The 14,528-nt window shown below is 59.9% G+C and carries 13 protein-coding genes; 8 read left to right on the forward strand and 5 right to left on the reverse strand.

Features of this window, described 5'->3' with window-relative positions; all coding sequences use genetic code 11:
* Positions 1-153: 153 nt before the first annotated feature.
* On the reverse strand, positions 154-1,446 hold the full coding sequence (locus tag D3878_RS22070) for a DUF4062 domain-containing protein (protein WP_119787428.1): 1,293 nt from the start codon (positions 1,444-1,446) through the stop codon (positions 154-156).
* 409 nt (positions 1,447-1,855) lie between these two features.
* Positions 1,856-3,619: a glutamine--tRNA ligase/YqeY domain fusion protein gene (locus D3878_RS22075; protein ID WP_119787429.1), complete on the reverse strand. Its 1,764-nt coding sequence runs from the start codon at positions 3,617-3,619 to the stop codon at positions 1,856-1,858.
* Between the two features lie 220 nt (positions 3,620-3,839).
* Between D3878_RS22075 and D3878_RS22080 the strand changes: the two genes are divergently transcribed.
* The 3 genes from D3878_RS22080 to D3878_RS22085 all read left to right on the forward strand — a co-directional run bounded on the left by D3878_RS22080 (position 3,840) and on the right by D3878_RS22085 (position 6,031).
* Positions 3,840-4,577 carry a hypothetical protein gene (locus tag D3878_RS22080; protein ID WP_119787430.1) on the forward strand — a complete coding sequence of 246 codons (738 nt, stop codon included), beginning with the start codon at positions 3,840-3,842 and terminating at the stop codon, positions 4,575-4,577.
* A gap of 114 nt (positions 4,578-4,691) precedes the next feature.
* A complete protein-coding gene (locus D3878_RS23600) occupies positions 4,692-4,919 on the forward strand; it encodes a hypothetical protein (protein WP_147384070.1) in 228 nt (75 codons plus the stop codon).
* A gap of 125 nt (positions 4,920-5,044) precedes the next feature.
* Positions 5,045-6,031 (forward strand): carbonic anhydrase, encoded by a 987-nt coding sequence (locus D3878_RS22085; RefSeq protein ID WP_233556427.1) that lies wholly within the window; start codon positions 5,045-5,047, stop codon positions 6,029-6,031.
* Between the two features lie 24 nt (positions 6,032-6,055).
* On the opposite strand, the gene D3878_RS22090 is transcribed toward D3878_RS22085, so the two are convergent.
* The 3 genes from D3878_RS22090 to D3878_RS22100 are packed head-to-tail and all read right to left on the reverse strand — an operon-like array spanning position 6,056 to position 8,438.
* A complete protein-coding gene (locus tag D3878_RS22090; RefSeq protein WP_119787431.1) occupies positions 6,056-6,913 on the reverse strand; it encodes a LytR/AlgR family response regulator transcription factor in 858 nt (285 codons plus the stop codon).
* Between the two features lie 7 nt (positions 6,914-6,920).
* On the reverse strand, positions 6,921-8,024 hold the full coding sequence (locus D3878_RS22095; protein ID WP_233556428.1) for a sensor histidine kinase: 1,104 nt from the start codon (positions 8,022-8,024) through the stop codon (positions 6,921-6,923).
* Between the two features lie 33 nt (positions 8,025-8,057).
* Complete coding sequence (locus tag D3878_RS22100) at positions 8,058-8,438, reverse strand: DUF2306 domain-containing protein (RefSeq protein ID WP_119787433.1); 381 nt, start codon at positions 8,436-8,438, stop codon at positions 8,058-8,060.
* A gap of 283 nt (positions 8,439-8,721) precedes the next feature.
* Between D3878_RS22100 and D3878_RS22105 the strand changes: the two genes are divergently transcribed.
* The 5 genes from D3878_RS22105 (at position 8,722) to D3878_RS22125 (ending at position 14,482) form a co-directional block, all read left to right on the forward strand.
* A complete protein-coding gene (locus D3878_RS22105; RefSeq protein ID WP_158592354.1) occupies positions 8,722-9,966 on the forward strand; it encodes an ABC transporter substrate-binding protein in 1,245 nt (414 codons plus the stop codon).
* Between the two features lie 96 nt (positions 9,967-10,062).
* A complete protein-coding gene (locus tag D3878_RS22110; RefSeq protein WP_119788083.1) occupies positions 10,063-10,866 on the forward strand; it encodes a glycerophosphodiester phosphodiesterase family protein in 804 nt (267 codons plus the stop codon).
* Positions 10,867-10,924: 58 nt separating this feature from the next.
* The gene (gene alaS, locus D3878_RS22115) at positions 10,925-13,564 is read left to right on the forward strand and encodes an alanine--tRNA ligase (protein ID WP_119787435.1); all 2,640 of its coding nucleotides are present in this window, start codon (positions 10,925-10,927) and stop codon (positions 13,562-13,564) included.
* 30 nt (positions 13,565-13,594) lie between these two features.
* Positions 13,595-14,122, forward strand: coding sequence for an NUDIX domain-containing protein (locus tag D3878_RS22120; protein ID WP_119788084.1), 528 nt, complete (start codon positions 13,595-13,597; stop codon positions 14,120-14,122).
* A gap of 132 nt (positions 14,123-14,254) precedes the next feature.
* Positions 14,255-14,482 (forward strand): sulfurtransferase TusA family protein, encoded by a 228-nt coding sequence (locus D3878_RS22125; RefSeq protein WP_119787436.1) that lies wholly within the window; start codon positions 14,255-14,257, stop codon positions 14,480-14,482.
* The last annotated feature ends 46 nt before the right edge of the window (positions 14,483-14,528 follow it).

Here is a 14,528-nt window from a genome sequence, read left to right on the forward strand (position 1 = left end):
TTTCATTCCGGCAGATTTCCGGCAAACACCAGTTTTTGGAATGTTTGGGAAACAGTAGATGGAAAAAAGCACTTACGATTTCTCGTAAGTGCTTTTTTCCGAAATAAATGTTCTGGCTCCCCAATTCAAGCAAAAGTGGTAACTGGGCAGTAACTATCCCATTTGCTCGTTAAGTTGAGGGTCTAAATCAGTTTCATGTTGCTCTTGCTCCGATGGCAGGAGAAAATTAATGCCAAGATCAGCCAAAATTTCGAATGCATCAGCTTCTATTTCTTGCACTTCATAACTGACCTTTAACTCCTCTGTAATCGGAGTGGGCAAGATATCAGCATATATTTTTGCTTTTATTATTGCTGTTACGGATTTCTTAGCAGCCATCAAGAGTCGGTGACGAATTGCAATGCATCGTTTGGGTTGTAACGCTGAAATTTCAAGTTGGCCGCGTACTTCCTCATTCACTACTTCAATTTTTAAAACTTTTGTTTCATCGGGGGCATCGTCCCAATAGAAATCTATAGTTCCAGTCTTACTAGGTTCTGTAAGACCCTTCATAGAATTCGCTACTGATAATGTTCCCTTTTCTGAAGCCTTGATGCTCAGATCAATATAAATGTCTCGAGCCCCAATTAAACCGGTATTTTCAAGGGAGAAGTTGAATGTATGATAGACGCGTTTAGCTACTACATAACGCACAAGATCCCGATAATAATCTTTGTTATGCTCGTGCTCAATGAAAGCAACGGAGGTCTTCTTTTTTCCTTTTGGCTCAATCGATTCCGGCGTGTAATCAGGTACCTTGTCAAGATTTAGCAGTCGTGTATGAACGGTATTCACGGTCAGAGACTTCCCTGCAGCAGCACCAGTCAATGAACCTACAAATTCAAAATTAATATTTGGGGTGCCGCTCCGGTTTTCTATTGCATCGTTTCTCTCAGCAGCAATCAATCCACGCAGCTTCATCTCTAGTTGTTTAGCGAGTTTATCTCTAAATGAAATTTGGCTACTGTATTGCTCCACGAGGGCGAGCGGGAATGTCTTGCTTTTGAAGGTCCTCAGTTTTGCTAATTGTTCTAAGTCGATTAAATCAGGGTCTTTGTTGACTTGGGAGAAGTAAAGCATGACTGGCTTTCCGGCACTTGCTACTCGCTCGATCTCTTCTAGAGTGCCGCTATCTGCTTCGCCAGTTGGACTCCCAATCCGAGTCCAGAAAATCCCAATCAAAATGTCGCAATGATCAACGATTTGACGGTTAATTATTTCTTGTGGTCGCCGGCCGTACTCGGGGGCAGTATGAGTTTCCCAGCGAAGAGGTAGTAGAACTACCTGCCTATCTGCCGAATGTAGGTCATTCCATTCTTGAATGGTCTTAACTGCAATTTCTCTTTCTTCTTCCACATCCGAAGGGGACGCTATTAGGACTCGATATACCTTTGCGGTGTATGACATGTTTGTTTTATTTTATCAATGTTTTTCGATTAGCTGATTGCTGCAAATGGCTTTTGACGTCTCATTGAAGTAGCACAGGGGTTTACAAATACATTTGGTTGATAAAAAGCAATGTCTAATTTTACTTGTAATCAACTAACAAAGTCACTGATTTTGAACTTGCTATGCCTAGCGACGAGAAAGGACACGGAGAAAGAAAAACGCGGCGAGGAAAGGCTGGAATGAACTGGCCGAAGTGCAGAACAGAATGACCGTTTGAAAGTGGTGGAAAACTAAACGTAGGCGATAAGCAATAATGCCTTTTCACTGATCATGGAAAAGAAAATGGGAGCCGCAAGGGTTCCCATTTTCTTTGTAACTTAGCTCCCCGACCTGGACTCGAACCAGGAACCTGCGGATTAATAACCCGTCACTTCCCCCAACTATCCTTCAAAGTAACCACCCGATTAAACACCGGTTTCCCCGCCTTCGAATCCACCCGATCCGCCACAAAATACCCATGCCGCTCGAATTGAAACTTCTCGTCCGGCATCGCATGCTTCATCCCCTGCTCCAGGTAAGCCGTAATCACTTCCTTCGAACTCGGATTCAGCGCCTGCTTGAAATCCTTGCCGCCCGAATCCGGCATCGCATCGGCAAACAGCCGGTCATACATCCGCACTTCCGCTTCCAGCGCATGGCTGCTGCTGACCCAGTGGATATTGCCCTTGACCTTGTAATTGGCGCTGCCTTCCGTGCCTGATTTACTGTCCGGGAAATAGCTGCAGTGCACGGCAATCACGCGGCCGGATTCATCCTTGTCGCAGCCGGTGCATTCCACCACATAGCCGTAACGCAGGCGCACCTTGTTGCCGGGGAAGAGGCGGAAGTAACCCTTGCTCGGCACTTCCATGAAGTCTTCTTCCTCGATCCACAATTCCTTGGTGATGGGGAAGGTGCGGTGACCGCGCTCCGGGTGGTGTGGATGCACGGGCGCCGTGCATTCCACCGTCAGATCGTCGGGGAAGTTGTCGATGATGAGTTTCAGCGGGCGCAGCACGGCTACGCCGCGCGGGGCTTTGGCGTCGAGGTCGTCGCGCAGGGCGCCTTCCAGCGTGCCCATGTCGATCCAGCTGTCGGCTTTGGACACGCCGATGCGGTCGCAAAACAGCTGGATCGATTCCGGCGTGTAGCCGCGACGGCGCAGGCCCACGATGGTGGGCATGCGCGGGTCGTCCCAGCCATCGACGATCTTTTCCTCGACCAGTTGCAGGAGCTTCCTCTTGCTAGTGATGGCGTAGGTGAGGTTCAGGCGCGCGAATTCGGTTTGTTGCGGCAGCGGCTTCCTGAAGAATCCGCCTTCGGCCAAACGCTCCAGTACCCATTCATAGAACGGCCGGTGGTCCTGGAATTCCAGCGTGCAGAACGAGTGCGAGACATTCTCGATCGCATCCTCGATCGGGTGTGCATAGTCGTACATCGGGTAGATGCACCAGGCGTCGCCAGTTCGGTGGTGATGCGCGTGGCGGATGCGGTAGATGGCCGGGTCGCGCATGTTCATGTTGGGCGAGGCCATGTCGATCTTGGCGCGCACGATGTGTTCGCCATCCTTGAATTCGCCGGCCTTCATGCGGCGGAACAGGTCCAGCGACTCAGCAACTGGGCGGTCGCGGAAGGGCGAGTTCTTGCCCGGCTCGCCAAAGTTGCCGCGGTTTTTTGCCATGTCGTCGGCGCTCTGGCTATCCACGTAGGCGTGGCCGGCGCTGATCAGGTATTCCGCCATTGCATAGAACTTGTCGAAATAGTCGCTGGCGTAATACAGGTGCTCAACCGGGCCAGCGAGGCCTTCGTGGGCCCAGTTGAAACCCAGCCACTTGACCGCGTCCAGGATGGTGTCGACGTATTCCTGCTCTTCCTTGGTCGGGTTGGTGTCGTCGAAGCGCATGTGGCAGCGGCCGTTGTAGTCGCGCGCGAGACTGAAGTTCAGGCAGATTGCTTTGGCGTGGCCGATGTGCAGGTAGCCGTTGGGCTCGGGCGGAAAGCGCGTGATCACCGGCGGCAGCGGATGCGCCAGGCTGTCGGTGCGCTTGGCGTACTTGCCGGAAGCGAGGTCGGCTTCGATCAGGCCTTTGAGGAAGTTCGACGAGGCGGGATTGGCTTCAGCGGCAGCGGCGGTTTTGGGTGCGTTGCTCATGGGTTGTTTGTTTCAGGCGAGATGCTTGGTAAATGAATATGGTTTGTTGCTGCCATTTTACCGTAGCGGGGTAGGGGTAGGGGCATGACGAGAGGAAAGCTGACAGGCAAGTGCGCCCGGGCTTGATGCATGCCATGGTCCTTCGGCCGATTTGGCGTACAAACAAGTATCCTATTTTTCTCATTTTTCCCGTATCACCCTGCCGCCTGGAGGTGCCGCCATGTTGAATAGAGTGCAATCCCGCTGTGGTGCCGTTCTTGCTGGGGCGCTGGCCCTGGCCTTATGGTGGTGCGCGGCCGGCCCGGCTGCGGCGCACGAGCTCGCGGCGAAAAAGGGCAATGCCAAACAGCCCGCCTTCGATATTGTCAAGACCGATATCCGCATCGATACGGCCAAGAACTGGGTGCTGTTCACCATGCAGGTGAGCGGCAAGGCCGGCGCGGCCAAGCCGAAAAAGACCGGCAAGTTCGCCGGCGCCCCGGTGTTTTCCTATGTGTGGCCGACCAAGATCGATCCGGCCGAGGTGGGTTTCGACAAGGACGCCGGCATCCTTGCCCTGGCGGTGACGATCCATCCGGATTTCGACGACACGCCCCTGTTCGCCACCACCGGCGCCGACTGGCATACCCATTGGGTGGTGCTGGTGCCGGACGAGGCCTGCGGCAAGGATGCGCTGAAGGTGAAGGATATTCCCGAAGGGACCAAGCCGAAGCTGCCAAAAACCTGGCCGGGTATTCCGCTGCTGATCGACAGTCCCGGTTACACGCCGCGCTTCGCCGGCCCGACCGTGTCGGTGCGGGTGCCTTTCGATGACGTCAGCCTGCTCAAGGATGTCGGTTTCGATGGCGTCACGGCCGGCTTGCAGATCAATGCCAGCGCGCACGCGCCCTTGTTGTGCGTGGTGAACGTATTTGACGTGGCATCGGGTGACTTGAGCTTGCCGGGCAAGGCTGAGTGACAGGCCTTTGATTATTCGCAGAAACTTTTGCGGACGTAAGGTAAATAATTGTCACTTTTTTGAGTCGGTATGCGTGCCTGCAATGCGGCAAAATAAAGTAAAAGGGAGTGGGTAATGTTGATCAAATGCGAATTTGCTGGAACAGAGCGGGGCGTCGTATCGTCATCTGGCCCCATCGATTGCGCGCCTGCAGGATACAGGCCCGCTCTGGGGGAATGGAAGTATTCCCTCGGCGGCATGAGCGCGCTGGCGGTGGCCCTGTTTTTACTGGTCTTGCTGACAGTTGAGGCCATGCATGGCGGCGTGCTCTCCGCCTTGCTGGCGTCGCTTGGGGTCGCATGAGCGGCATGTTACCGCTGACCGTCCCCTGAGTGCGTTTGGCGGGGGCGGGATGATTCGATTGTCCAATTCAAGTTCGGCCGGGGCGCGCCGTAAAAGAGGAAAGCCTTATCTCTTTTGGGTCTCCCATGCATATCCGATGTCTTGCCCTGGCGGGCATGCTGCTTTTGTCGTCTGCGCTGTCTTCTGCTCATGCAGTTGAACAAGTAATCCAGTTGCCCAGGCCGGCGGCGCCAGTCAGGGATACTGCCGCGCTCAAGAAAAGCATCGCCGCCAGCGACGATGACGAAGAAAATATCCAGCAACTGGCAGAGCGGATCTCCGCCCGCCTGGCGAACTTGCGCAAGGCGAAGGAATCCCGGCCGGCGCCGCCGCCGCACAGGAAGGCGGCGGTCGCCAGCGCCAAGGCCGGTGTCGCAACTGTTGCGGCCGGCTCGGCCCGCCACGACTGGCATTATGAAGGCGAGGGCGGTCCGGCGCAGTGGGGCAGCATGAATCCGGCCTGGGGTGCCTGTGCGAATGGCCCACGGCAGTCGCCGATCGATATCCGCGACGGCTTCCGGGTCGATCTGGAGCCGGTGCAGTTCGATTACAAGCCGACCCGCTTCAGCGTGCTCGACAACGGCCATACGGTGCAGGTCAATCTTGGCCTCGGCAATGCCATCATCGTGAGCGGCCGCAGCTACGAGCTGACGCAATTCCACTTCCACCTGCCGTCCGAAGAGCGCGTCAATGGCAAGAGCTATCCGATGGTGCTGCACCTGGTGCACAAGGATGCGGCGGGACGCTATGCGGTGGTGGCGTTGCTGGTGGAGGAGGGCGAGCCGCACGGCGTGGTACAGCAGGTGTGGAACAACCTGCCGCTGGAAAAGCACGACGCCGCCATCGCCACTTCGCCGATGGCGCTTGCCGCCTTGCTGCCGGCGCGCCGCGAGTATTACACCTACATGGGCTCACTGACCACGCCGCCGTGCACCGAGGGCGTCCTGTGGATCGTGCTGAAAGAGCCGATCCGCCTTTCCAGCCAGCAGATCGCCATCTTCGCGCGTCTGTACCCGATGAATGCGCGGCCGATCCAGGCGCAGGCGGGGCGCATGATCAAGGAATCGAACTAGTGCTGAACCAGTCATGTCCTGAGCCTACATTTGCCGAAACAGATGCGCGAATACCCGGCTGACCGTCAGGGTATCGCTGCGGTCGTGCAGCCTGAGCGAGATCTTGCCGGCTTCATCGCGTACCGCCGCGGCAATGCAACGATTGTTGACCACCGTGCCGCGGTGGATTTGCCAGAAGCGCTCGGGGTCGAGCTGCGGCAGCAATTCCTTCAGACTGGTGCGGATCAGCGATTCGCCTTCCTGCGTAGTCACCGTGACGTACTTGTCGGTGGCTTCGAAATACACGACATCCTCGATCGGAATCATGCGCACCTGGTTGCCGACCGCGGCGCGGATCAGGGACAGGCGCTGCGGCGCCGTCGTGCCCGCCATGCCTGTAGTGCCCGCGCCTGGCAGCAGACTGTGCAGCTGGCCTAACAGGCGTTCCAACTCACTGCCGCCGCTGCGCTCGTCTTCCTGCGGCTTGTGCAGACGGGCCTGGAGGCGATCCTTCAGGCGTTCGACGGTCCTGGTCAGGCGGTCGTCGCTGACCGGTTTGCAGACATAGTCGGCCGCAGCCTGCTCGAAGGCGGCCAGCGCGTATTCGTCGTAGGCGGTGACGAACACGACCAGCGGGAAGGGCTGAGTTTGCGTGCCGTCCTGCGGCCCCTGCGCCCACACGTCGGCCAGTTCCTGCGCCGCTTCCAGGCCGGACTGACCGGGCATCTTGATGTCCAGGAATAGCACATCCGGGCGTTCTTCCAGTGCCTTTTGCACGGCAGCGATGCCGTTCTCGGCAACCGCCACGATCGCCAGTTCGGGCCACAGGCGTTGCAGCGCGCCGGCGAGGGCCATGGCCAGGAGCGGTTCGTCTTCGGCGATCAGGGCGCGGATGTTGGTCATGGGGCGGTCATGCCGTCATCGGCAGGGTGATGAGCGCGATCGCACCCGCGCCCGCGGGATGGTTGGGGCGCAGGCTGAAGGTGGCGCGCTCGCCGTACAGGGCGCGCAGGCGTTCGCGCACATTGGCGAGGCCGAGGCTGGTGCCGGCCTGGGATGATGGCACGTCCAGGCCGAGGCCGGTGTCGGCGATGCGCAGTTCCAGCATGCCGTCGGTCAGGCGCGCCACCACGTCGATGCGGCCGCCGTCGATCTTCGGTTCCAGACCATGCCGGATGGCGTTTTCCACCAGCGGCTGCAGCAGCATCGGCGGCAGCGGCACTGCGTGCAGCGCCTCGGGCAGGTCGAGCGCATAGGCCAGGCGCTGGCCCATGCGGACCGCCATCAGTTCCAGGTAGGCCTGCAGCAGGGCGAATTCCTGCGCCAGCGTGGTTTGCGGCGCGCGCGCGGCCGACAGGGTGGCGCGCAGGTACTGGATCAGCTGGTCCAGCATGTGCTGGGCGCGCGGCGCATCGACGGCAATCAGCGCCTGCAGGTTGGCCAGGGTGTTGAACAGCATGTGCGGCTCGATCTGCGCCTGCAGCAATTGCAGCTGCGCTTGCAGTGCCTGTTTTTCGGTGGCGGCGGCGCGCGCTTTTTCCATGACGGCTTGCGCTTCCAGTTCTTGCAGCCTGGCGCGGCTCCAGAAAATCCATGTGCCGAACAGGCAGGCCAGCAGGGTGATGACTAGCGTGCCGCCCGAGTAGCGCATGTCGAAGGCATGGCTCAGGTGCTGCGCCGGCATGCCCAGCAGCCATACCGCCAGTGCATGGCCGCCGTAGTAGGCGAGCGGCATGGCCGCGGCGATCAACAGAAAAATCGTCCAGGAAGGTTTGCCTTCCCCCCATAGCAGCAGCTTGCCGCCATCGATCATCCAGACCGCCAGGGTGCCGATGCACATCGAAAACACCAGGTTGACCCAGAATGGACTGCCGGTCGGCATCAGGTAGGTGATGAACAAGGCGATCACCAGGTTGAAGACCCAGGTGATGGCCGTGTCGATGGCAAGCCGGCGCAGGCGCGGGTAAGTGCAGCCGGCGCTGCCAATGCTCAACGAGTGTGTTTCGGGTTTCAAGCCTGCGGTTTCCTTCATTGCTATCCGATCATGTTACATGAACCCGACGGTGCGCCATACCAGCGCGCCGAGCAGACGCTGCGGCAGCAGCGTGAAGATGCCGGCCGCCGCCAGCCCGACATAGGTGCCGGTGATCCAGCGGCGGTGCGCCCGGACATTGCCTTTGTAAATGGCCACCACCGCAACGCCCAGGGCGAACAGCACCCACACTGACAGCAGGTGGATCCAGGAATAGTGGCCGTGGGTCTTGATCCAGAAGGAAGAAATGGCGGTTGCCACCATCACCAGCACCCAGCTGCGGCCGAGCAGGCGGTGGCGCGGCGTGCCTTTGCGCATGGTCAGCATCGCGCCGCCGAGCAGCAGGGCGGCAAAGGCGGCGGATAAGTGGATCGCAATCGCGGGGCTGGACGTCATGGCGGTTCTCCTTTGGGTTATCGGTTAATGCCATTTTTGGCTTTACCGGACAGGGATCAAAGCGGAATGCGACGAAACGCCGTTTTCGGGGTGTGAATTGCTGATCCGGGAGAATTGTTGTCTTTTTGTCTTTGTTTTGCTTGTTGTCGTTTTTTATGAAAAATGCCGTGAAAAATGCCGCACTCCGGCCAAAAACATTGGATTTAGGCAAGCCGGTGTGAAAAAATGCACTACACTTTGATTCTGTATGACAACAACTGCAACGGATAAAAAAGGATCCTTCATGACCATGAGACAGCTGCTGTTGAGCCTTGGCGTATTGTCTGCCTCCATCACTCCGGTTTTTGCCCAGAGCACGGCGCCGATCAAGATCGGCATGAACTGTACCTATGAAGGCGGTTCTTCCGAGATGGGCATCAGCGTGCGCGCGGCCCTGCGCATCGCCGTCGGTGAAATCAACGCAGTGGGCGGCGTCGGCGGGCGCAAGATCGAACTGGTCGAGCGCGACGACAAGGCCAAGCCGGATGTCGGCGTGGCGGTGGCGGAAGATCTGGTCAACAAGGAAAAAGTCGTCGCCACCATCGGTTATTGCAATTCCGGCGTGGCCGCCAAGGCGGTCGATGTCTACCAGAAGGCCCGGGTGCCGCTGATCATTCCGGTGGCGACCGGTACGGCGATTACCAAAAAATTCGCCGGCGAAGCCGAGAATTACGTGTTCCGGGTGGCGATGCCGGATGAAAAGCAGGTGGATTTCATCCTGCACGACCTGACTGAAAAGCGCGGCCTGGACAAGATTGCCGTGTTTGCCGATGACACCGGCTATGGCGAAGGCGGTTTGAAGGACGTCGTGCGCCTGCTGGAAAAGCGTAGCAAGAAGCCGGTTTTCGTGGCCCGCTTCAAGCAAGGCACGCCGGATCTGTCGGCGCAACTGAAGGAGGCGCGCGCCGCCGGCGCCAACGCCTTGTTCGTGTATGCCCTCGGCCCCGACATGGCCACCGTTTCCAAGAGCCGCGCCGCGATTGGCTGGAACGTGCAGCAAACCGGTCCGTGGACAGTCGCCTTCCGTAACCATATCGATGTCGCCGGCGCCGCCGCCGATGGCGCCGTCATGCCGCAGACCTTCATTCAGGACGGCGTGATGAACGAGCGCAGCACCTCGCTGGTGCTGCAGTACGTCAAGCAGAACAATGTGAAAAACATCCCGTGCGTGATGTGCGCGGCGCAAGCGTATGACTCGATGTTCGTCCTGCTGAATGCAATGTTCCAGGCCAAGGACCTGAGCGGCCCGGCGATCAAGGATGCGCTGGAAAACCTCGAGCAACGCGTCACTGGCGTGGTGGGCACCTATCGCAAGCCGTTCACCAAGGATGACCATGAAGCGCTGGACGGCTCGATCCTGGTACTGGGCCAGGTCAAGGGCGGCCTGGTGCAGTATGCTTACGCGGGCGACGCCAGGCGTTCGATCCTGGCTTCCCGCACCAAGGCGCAGCCCAAGCCGGCGATTATGCCGGTCGCGGCCACCAAGTAAATTCCGCCGGTCGTGTGGCACGGTTGTGCTGCAAAATATGCGCCTGGCGATGCCAGGCGTTTTTTTTAGTTTTTGCGCTTATTTTTGATCCGGACCATGTGGCCTTATCCTGAAATCGTGGCGCACCGCGGCGGCGGCGCGCTCGCTCCCGAAAATACCATCGCCGCCTTGCGTTGCGGTCTGGCATATGGTTTTCATGCGGTCGAATTCGACGTCATGCTGGCCGGCGACGGCATCCCGGTGGTGTTGCACGACGAGATGCTGGGCCGTACCGTCGCCGGCAACGGCAAGGTGCCGGATTTCACCGCCGCCGACCTGATGCGCATGGATGCCGGCGCCTGGTTTTCCCCGGCCTTTGCCGGCGAGACCGTGCCTTCTTACGCGCAGGTGTTCCATTTTTGCCTGGCGCACGGCATCTGGATGAATGTCGAGATCAAGCCGGCGCCGGGCTTCGAGACAGCCACCGGGCGCACTGTGGCCGCGCTGACAGCGCAGTGGCTGGCCGACGCCGCTGCTGGTGTCGCTGCTGGTGTCGCTGGCGCCAGTGGTCGCCCCGACGCAGCGGCGCTGGCATCAGGCTGGCCGGCGCCGCTGCTCTCATCGTTTTCCCATGATGCCTTGTTGGCGGCGCAGGCGGCGGCGCCCGGACTGGCGCGCGCCTGCCTGTTCGATGTCGTTCCCGACGACTGGCGCCAGCGCCTGGCCGAAGTCGGCGCGGTGGCCTTGCATACCAACCACGAAAAACTGACGCCGCAGCTGGCGGCTGCGGTGAAAGCGGCCGGTTATGGCCTGTTTTGCTATACCGTCAACGAACCGGCGCGCGCCCGTGAAATCCGGGTCTGGGGCGTGGATGCCTTCTGCACCGACCGCATCGACCTGATCGGCGCGGATTTCCGCTGAAGCGATCAAGTATAATCATCGGTTTACTGCGTCCCGCTTAGCTTATTTAGCCGACAACATGAAATCATCCGAAATCCGCGAAAAGTTCCTCAAGTTTTTTGAATCCAAGGGCCACACCATCGTCGCCTCCAGCCCTGTTGTGCCCGGCGACGACCCGACCCTGCTGTTCACCAATGCCGGCATGAACCAGTTCAAGGACGTGTTCCTCGGCTTCGACAAGCGGCCTTACACGCGCGCCACCACCTCGCAGAAGTGCATCCGCGCCGGCGGCAAGCACAACGACCTGGAAAATGTCGGCTATACCGCACGCCACCATACCTTCTTCGAAATGCTGGGCAACTTCAGCTTCGGCGACTATTTCAAGCAGGACGCCATCACCTATGCCTGGGAACTGCTGACCGACGTCTTCAAGCTGCCCAAGGAAAAACTGTGGGTGACCGTGTATGCGGACGACGACGAAGCCTACGAGATCTGGAACAAGTCGGTCGGCGTGCCGGCCGAGCGGATCGTGCGCATCGGCGACAACAAGGGCGCGCGCTACGCCTCGGACAATTTCTGGATGATGGGCGACACCGGCCCCTGCGGCCCCTGCACCGAAATCTTCTACGACCACGGCCCCGATGTTGCCGGCGGCCCGCCGGGCTCGCCCGACGAGGATGGCGACCGCTACATCGAGATCTGGAATAACGTCTTCATGCAGTTCAACCGCGACGAAGACGGCGTGATGCACAAGCTGCCGAAGCCCAGTGTCGATACCGGCATGGGCCTGGAGCGCATCACCGCGGTGATGCAGCACGTGCACTCGAACTACGAGACCGACACCTTCGCCAACCTGCTGGCCGCCGCCAGGAAGGCGGTGGATGCCGCCGGCGCCGGCGACTGCGACGCCGATTCGCCGTCGCTGAAAGTCATCGCCGACCACATTCGCGCCTGCACCTTCACGGTGGTCGATGGCGTGATTCCGAGCAACGCCGGCCGCGGCTATGTGCTGCGCCGCATCGCCCGCCGCGCGATTCGCCACGGCTACAAGCTGGGCGCAAGGAAGCCCTTCTTCCACACGCTGGTACCGGCCCTGGTTGCCGAGATGGGCGAAGCCTATCCCGAGCTGCGCCAGAATGAAAAGCGCGCCACCGAGGTGCTCAAGCAGGAAGAAGAAGCCTTCTTCCGCACCATCGCCAACGGCATGGAAATCCTCGATCACGCGCTGGAAGAAATGCAAACGTCGGGCGCGCAGACGATCGACGGCGATACCGCTTTCAAGCTGCATGACACCTATGGTTTTCCGGTGGACCTGACCGCCGACGTCTGCCGCGAGCGCGGCGTCACCGTCGATGAAGCGCGCTTCCATGTGCTGCTCGACGAGCAGCGCCAGCGCGCGCGCGAAGCCGGCAAGTTCAAGATGGCGCATGGCCTCGAATACAGCGGCAGCCCGACCACCTTCCACGGCTACGACACGCTGGTGCATGAAGGCGCCAAAGTCACTGCCGTGTACGTGGATGGCACGCCGATGGAGCAGGCAAATGCCGGCGACGACGCCGTGATCGTGCTCGACAATACGCCCTTTTATGCCGAGAGCGGCGGCCAGGTCGGCGACACCGGCGAGCTGCGCAATGCCACTGCGCGCTTCCGGGTGGAAGACACCATCAAGATCCAGGCCGACGTGTTCGGCCACCACGGCCACGTTGCCGAAGGCGCGATCCGGGTCGGCGATATCATCAACGCCCGCGTCGATGCCGAGCAGCGCGCCAGGACCGTGCGCAACCACAGCGCCACCCACCTGATGCACAAGGCGCTGCGCGAAGTGCTGGGCGCGCACGTGCAGCAGAAGGGTTCGCTGGTCAATGGCGAGCGCACCCGCTTCGACTTCGCCCACAACGGCCCGCTCACCGCCGAGCAGGTGCGCAAGGTCGAGGCCATCGTCAATGCCGAAATCCTCGCCAACGCCGCCACCCAGGCGCGCGTGATGGCCATCGACGACGCCCAGAAATCGGGCGCGATGATGCTGTTCGGCGAGAAGTATGGCGATGAAGTGCGCGTGCTCGACATCGGTTCCAGCCGCGAACTGTGCGGCGGCACTCACGTCGGCCGCACCGGCGATATCGGCCTGTTCAAGGTGGTGGGCGAGAGCGGCGTTGCCGCCGGCGTGCGCCGCATCGAAGCGGTCACCGGCGAGAATGCCCTGGCTTACCTGCAGACGCTGGAAGCCACCGTCAACCAGGCGGCCGGCACCCTGAAGGCGACGCCGGCAGAACTGTCGAGCCGCATCAATGGCGTGCTTGACCAGGTCAAGGCGCTGGAAAAGGAGCTGGCTGCCGTCAAGGGCAAGCTGGCTTCGGCCCAGGGCGATGAGTTGCTGGCACAGGCAGTCGAGATCAAGGGCGTCAAGGTGCTGGCAGCGACGCTGGAAGGCGCCGACGCCAAGACCCTGCGCGACACCATGGACAAGCTGAAAGACAAGTTGAAGAGCGCGGCAATCGTGCTGGCAGCGGTCGACGGCGGCAAGGTGCAGCTGGCTGCCGGCGTCACCGCCGATACCACGGCGAAAGTGAAGGCCGGTGACCTGGTCAACTTCGTCGCCCAGCAAGTCGGCGGCAAGGGCGGCGGCAAGCCGGACATGGCGATGGCCGGCGGCACCGATCCGAGCGGCCTGGCGCACGCCCTGCAGGGCGTCAGCGCCTGGGTCGCCGAGCGTCTGTAAAGCAGGCCGGCAAGCGATAGGCGGATGACGATGGATATTGCAGACAACGGCTACCGGTATTGCCCGAAGTGCGCCGCGCCGCTCGCTGCGGCCGTGCTGGGCGAGCGCGAACGGCTGACTTGCCCGGCCGGGCACTGGACGCACTGGGACAATCCCTTGCCAGTACTGGCCGCGCTGGTCGAATTCGAGGGTCGGATTCTGCTGGCGCGCAATGCCGCCTGGCCGGAAAAGACCTTTTCGCTGATCACCGGCTTCATGGAGCGCGACGAAACGCCGGAGCAGGGCGTGGCACGCGAACTCAAGGAAGAAACCAATCTGGATGCGCAAGCCATCGCGCTGATCGGCGTGTATGAATTCATGCGCAAGAACGAGCTGATCATCGCCTACCATGTGCAGGCCAGCGGCGCCATCCGGCTGTCCGAGGAGTTGCTCGAGTACCGCCTGGTCGCGCCGGAAAAGCTGCGCGCCTGGCGCAGCGGCACCGGTTATGCCATGGCCGACTGGCTGCGCGGGCGCGGCTTGTCGCCCGAGTTTGTCGATTGGCCCGCGAATTCGTAGCTTGTAACTTGAGGTCGGGCAGGGCCTGCGCCAAATATTTCCATACCGTAAAGTTTGTTGCGTTGCACTATCGCCGATTCATTTGGAGTAGAATCGGGACAATACCATCTGCCATTGGCGCGAAAGTAGCGTATGGAATTCCATAAAGAATTGGATGCACGCGGGTTGAATTGCCCCTTGCCTATCCTGAAAACCAAGAAGGCCCTGGCTGAAATGACCAGCGGAGAAGTATTGCGCGTGGTGGCCACCGATCCGGGGTCGGTGCGGGATTTTCAGGCATTTGCCCGTCAGACAGGTAATCAGCTGCTCGATCTCTTCGAGGAAGAGAAAGACTTTATCTTTTACATGAAGCGCAAGTAGCCAGACCAGCAAGCCGCGCACTGGCCATGCAGGCCGGCGCGCTATC

This window comes from Noviherbaspirillum sedimenti (assembly GCF_003590835.1).
GTDB classification, from domain to species: Bacteria; Pseudomonadota; Gammaproteobacteria; order Burkholderiales; family Burkholderiaceae_D; genus Paucimonas; species Paucimonas sedimenti.

Bases quoted from the DNA above. Each gene is read 5' to 3' on its own strand.
- D3878_RS22070 (WP_119787428.1), bottom strand. From the start codon at position 1,446: ATGTCATACACCGCAAAGGTATATCGAGTCCTAATAGCGTCCCCTTCG.
- D3878_RS22075 (WP_119787429.1), bottom strand. From the start codon at position 3,619: ATGAGCAACGCACCCAAAACCGCCGCTGCCGCTGAAGCCAATCCCGCC.
- D3878_RS22080 (WP_119787430.1), top strand. From the start codon at position 3,840: ATGTTGAATAGAGTGCAATCCCGCTGTGGTGCCGTTCTTGCTGGGGCG.
- D3878_RS23600 (WP_147384070.1), top strand. From the start codon at position 4,692: ATGTTGATCAAATGCGAATTTGCTGGAACAGAGCGGGGCGTCGTATCG.
- D3878_RS22085 (WP_233556427.1), top strand. From the start codon at position 5,045: ATGCATATCCGATGTCTTGCCCTGGCGGGCATGCTGCTTTTGTCGTCT.
- D3878_RS22090 (WP_119787431.1), bottom strand. From the start codon at position 6,913: ATGACCAACATCCGCGCCCTGATCGCCGAAGACGAACCGCTCCTGGCC.
- D3878_RS22100 (WP_119787433.1), bottom strand. From the start codon at position 8,438: ATGACGTCCAGCCCCGCGATTGCGATCCACTTATCCGCCGCCTTTGCC.
- D3878_RS22105 (WP_158592354.1), top strand. From the start codon at position 8,722: ATGACCATGAGACAGCTGCTGTTGAGCCTTGGCGTATTGTCTGCCTCC.
- D3878_RS22110 (WP_119788083.1), top strand. From the start codon at position 10,063: ATGTGGCCTTATCCTGAAATCGTGGCGCACCGCGGCGGCGGCGCGCTC.
- alaS (WP_119787435.1), top strand. From the start codon at position 10,925: ATGAAATCATCCGAAATCCGCGAAAAGTTCCTCAAGTTTTTTGAATCC.
- D3878_RS22120 (WP_119788084.1), top strand. From the start codon at position 13,595: ATGGATATTGCAGACAACGGCTACCGGTATTGCCCGAAGTGCGCCGCG.
- D3878_RS22125 (WP_119787436.1), top strand. From the start codon at position 14,255: ATGGAATTCCATAAAGAATTGGATGCACGCGGGTTGAATTGCCCCTTG.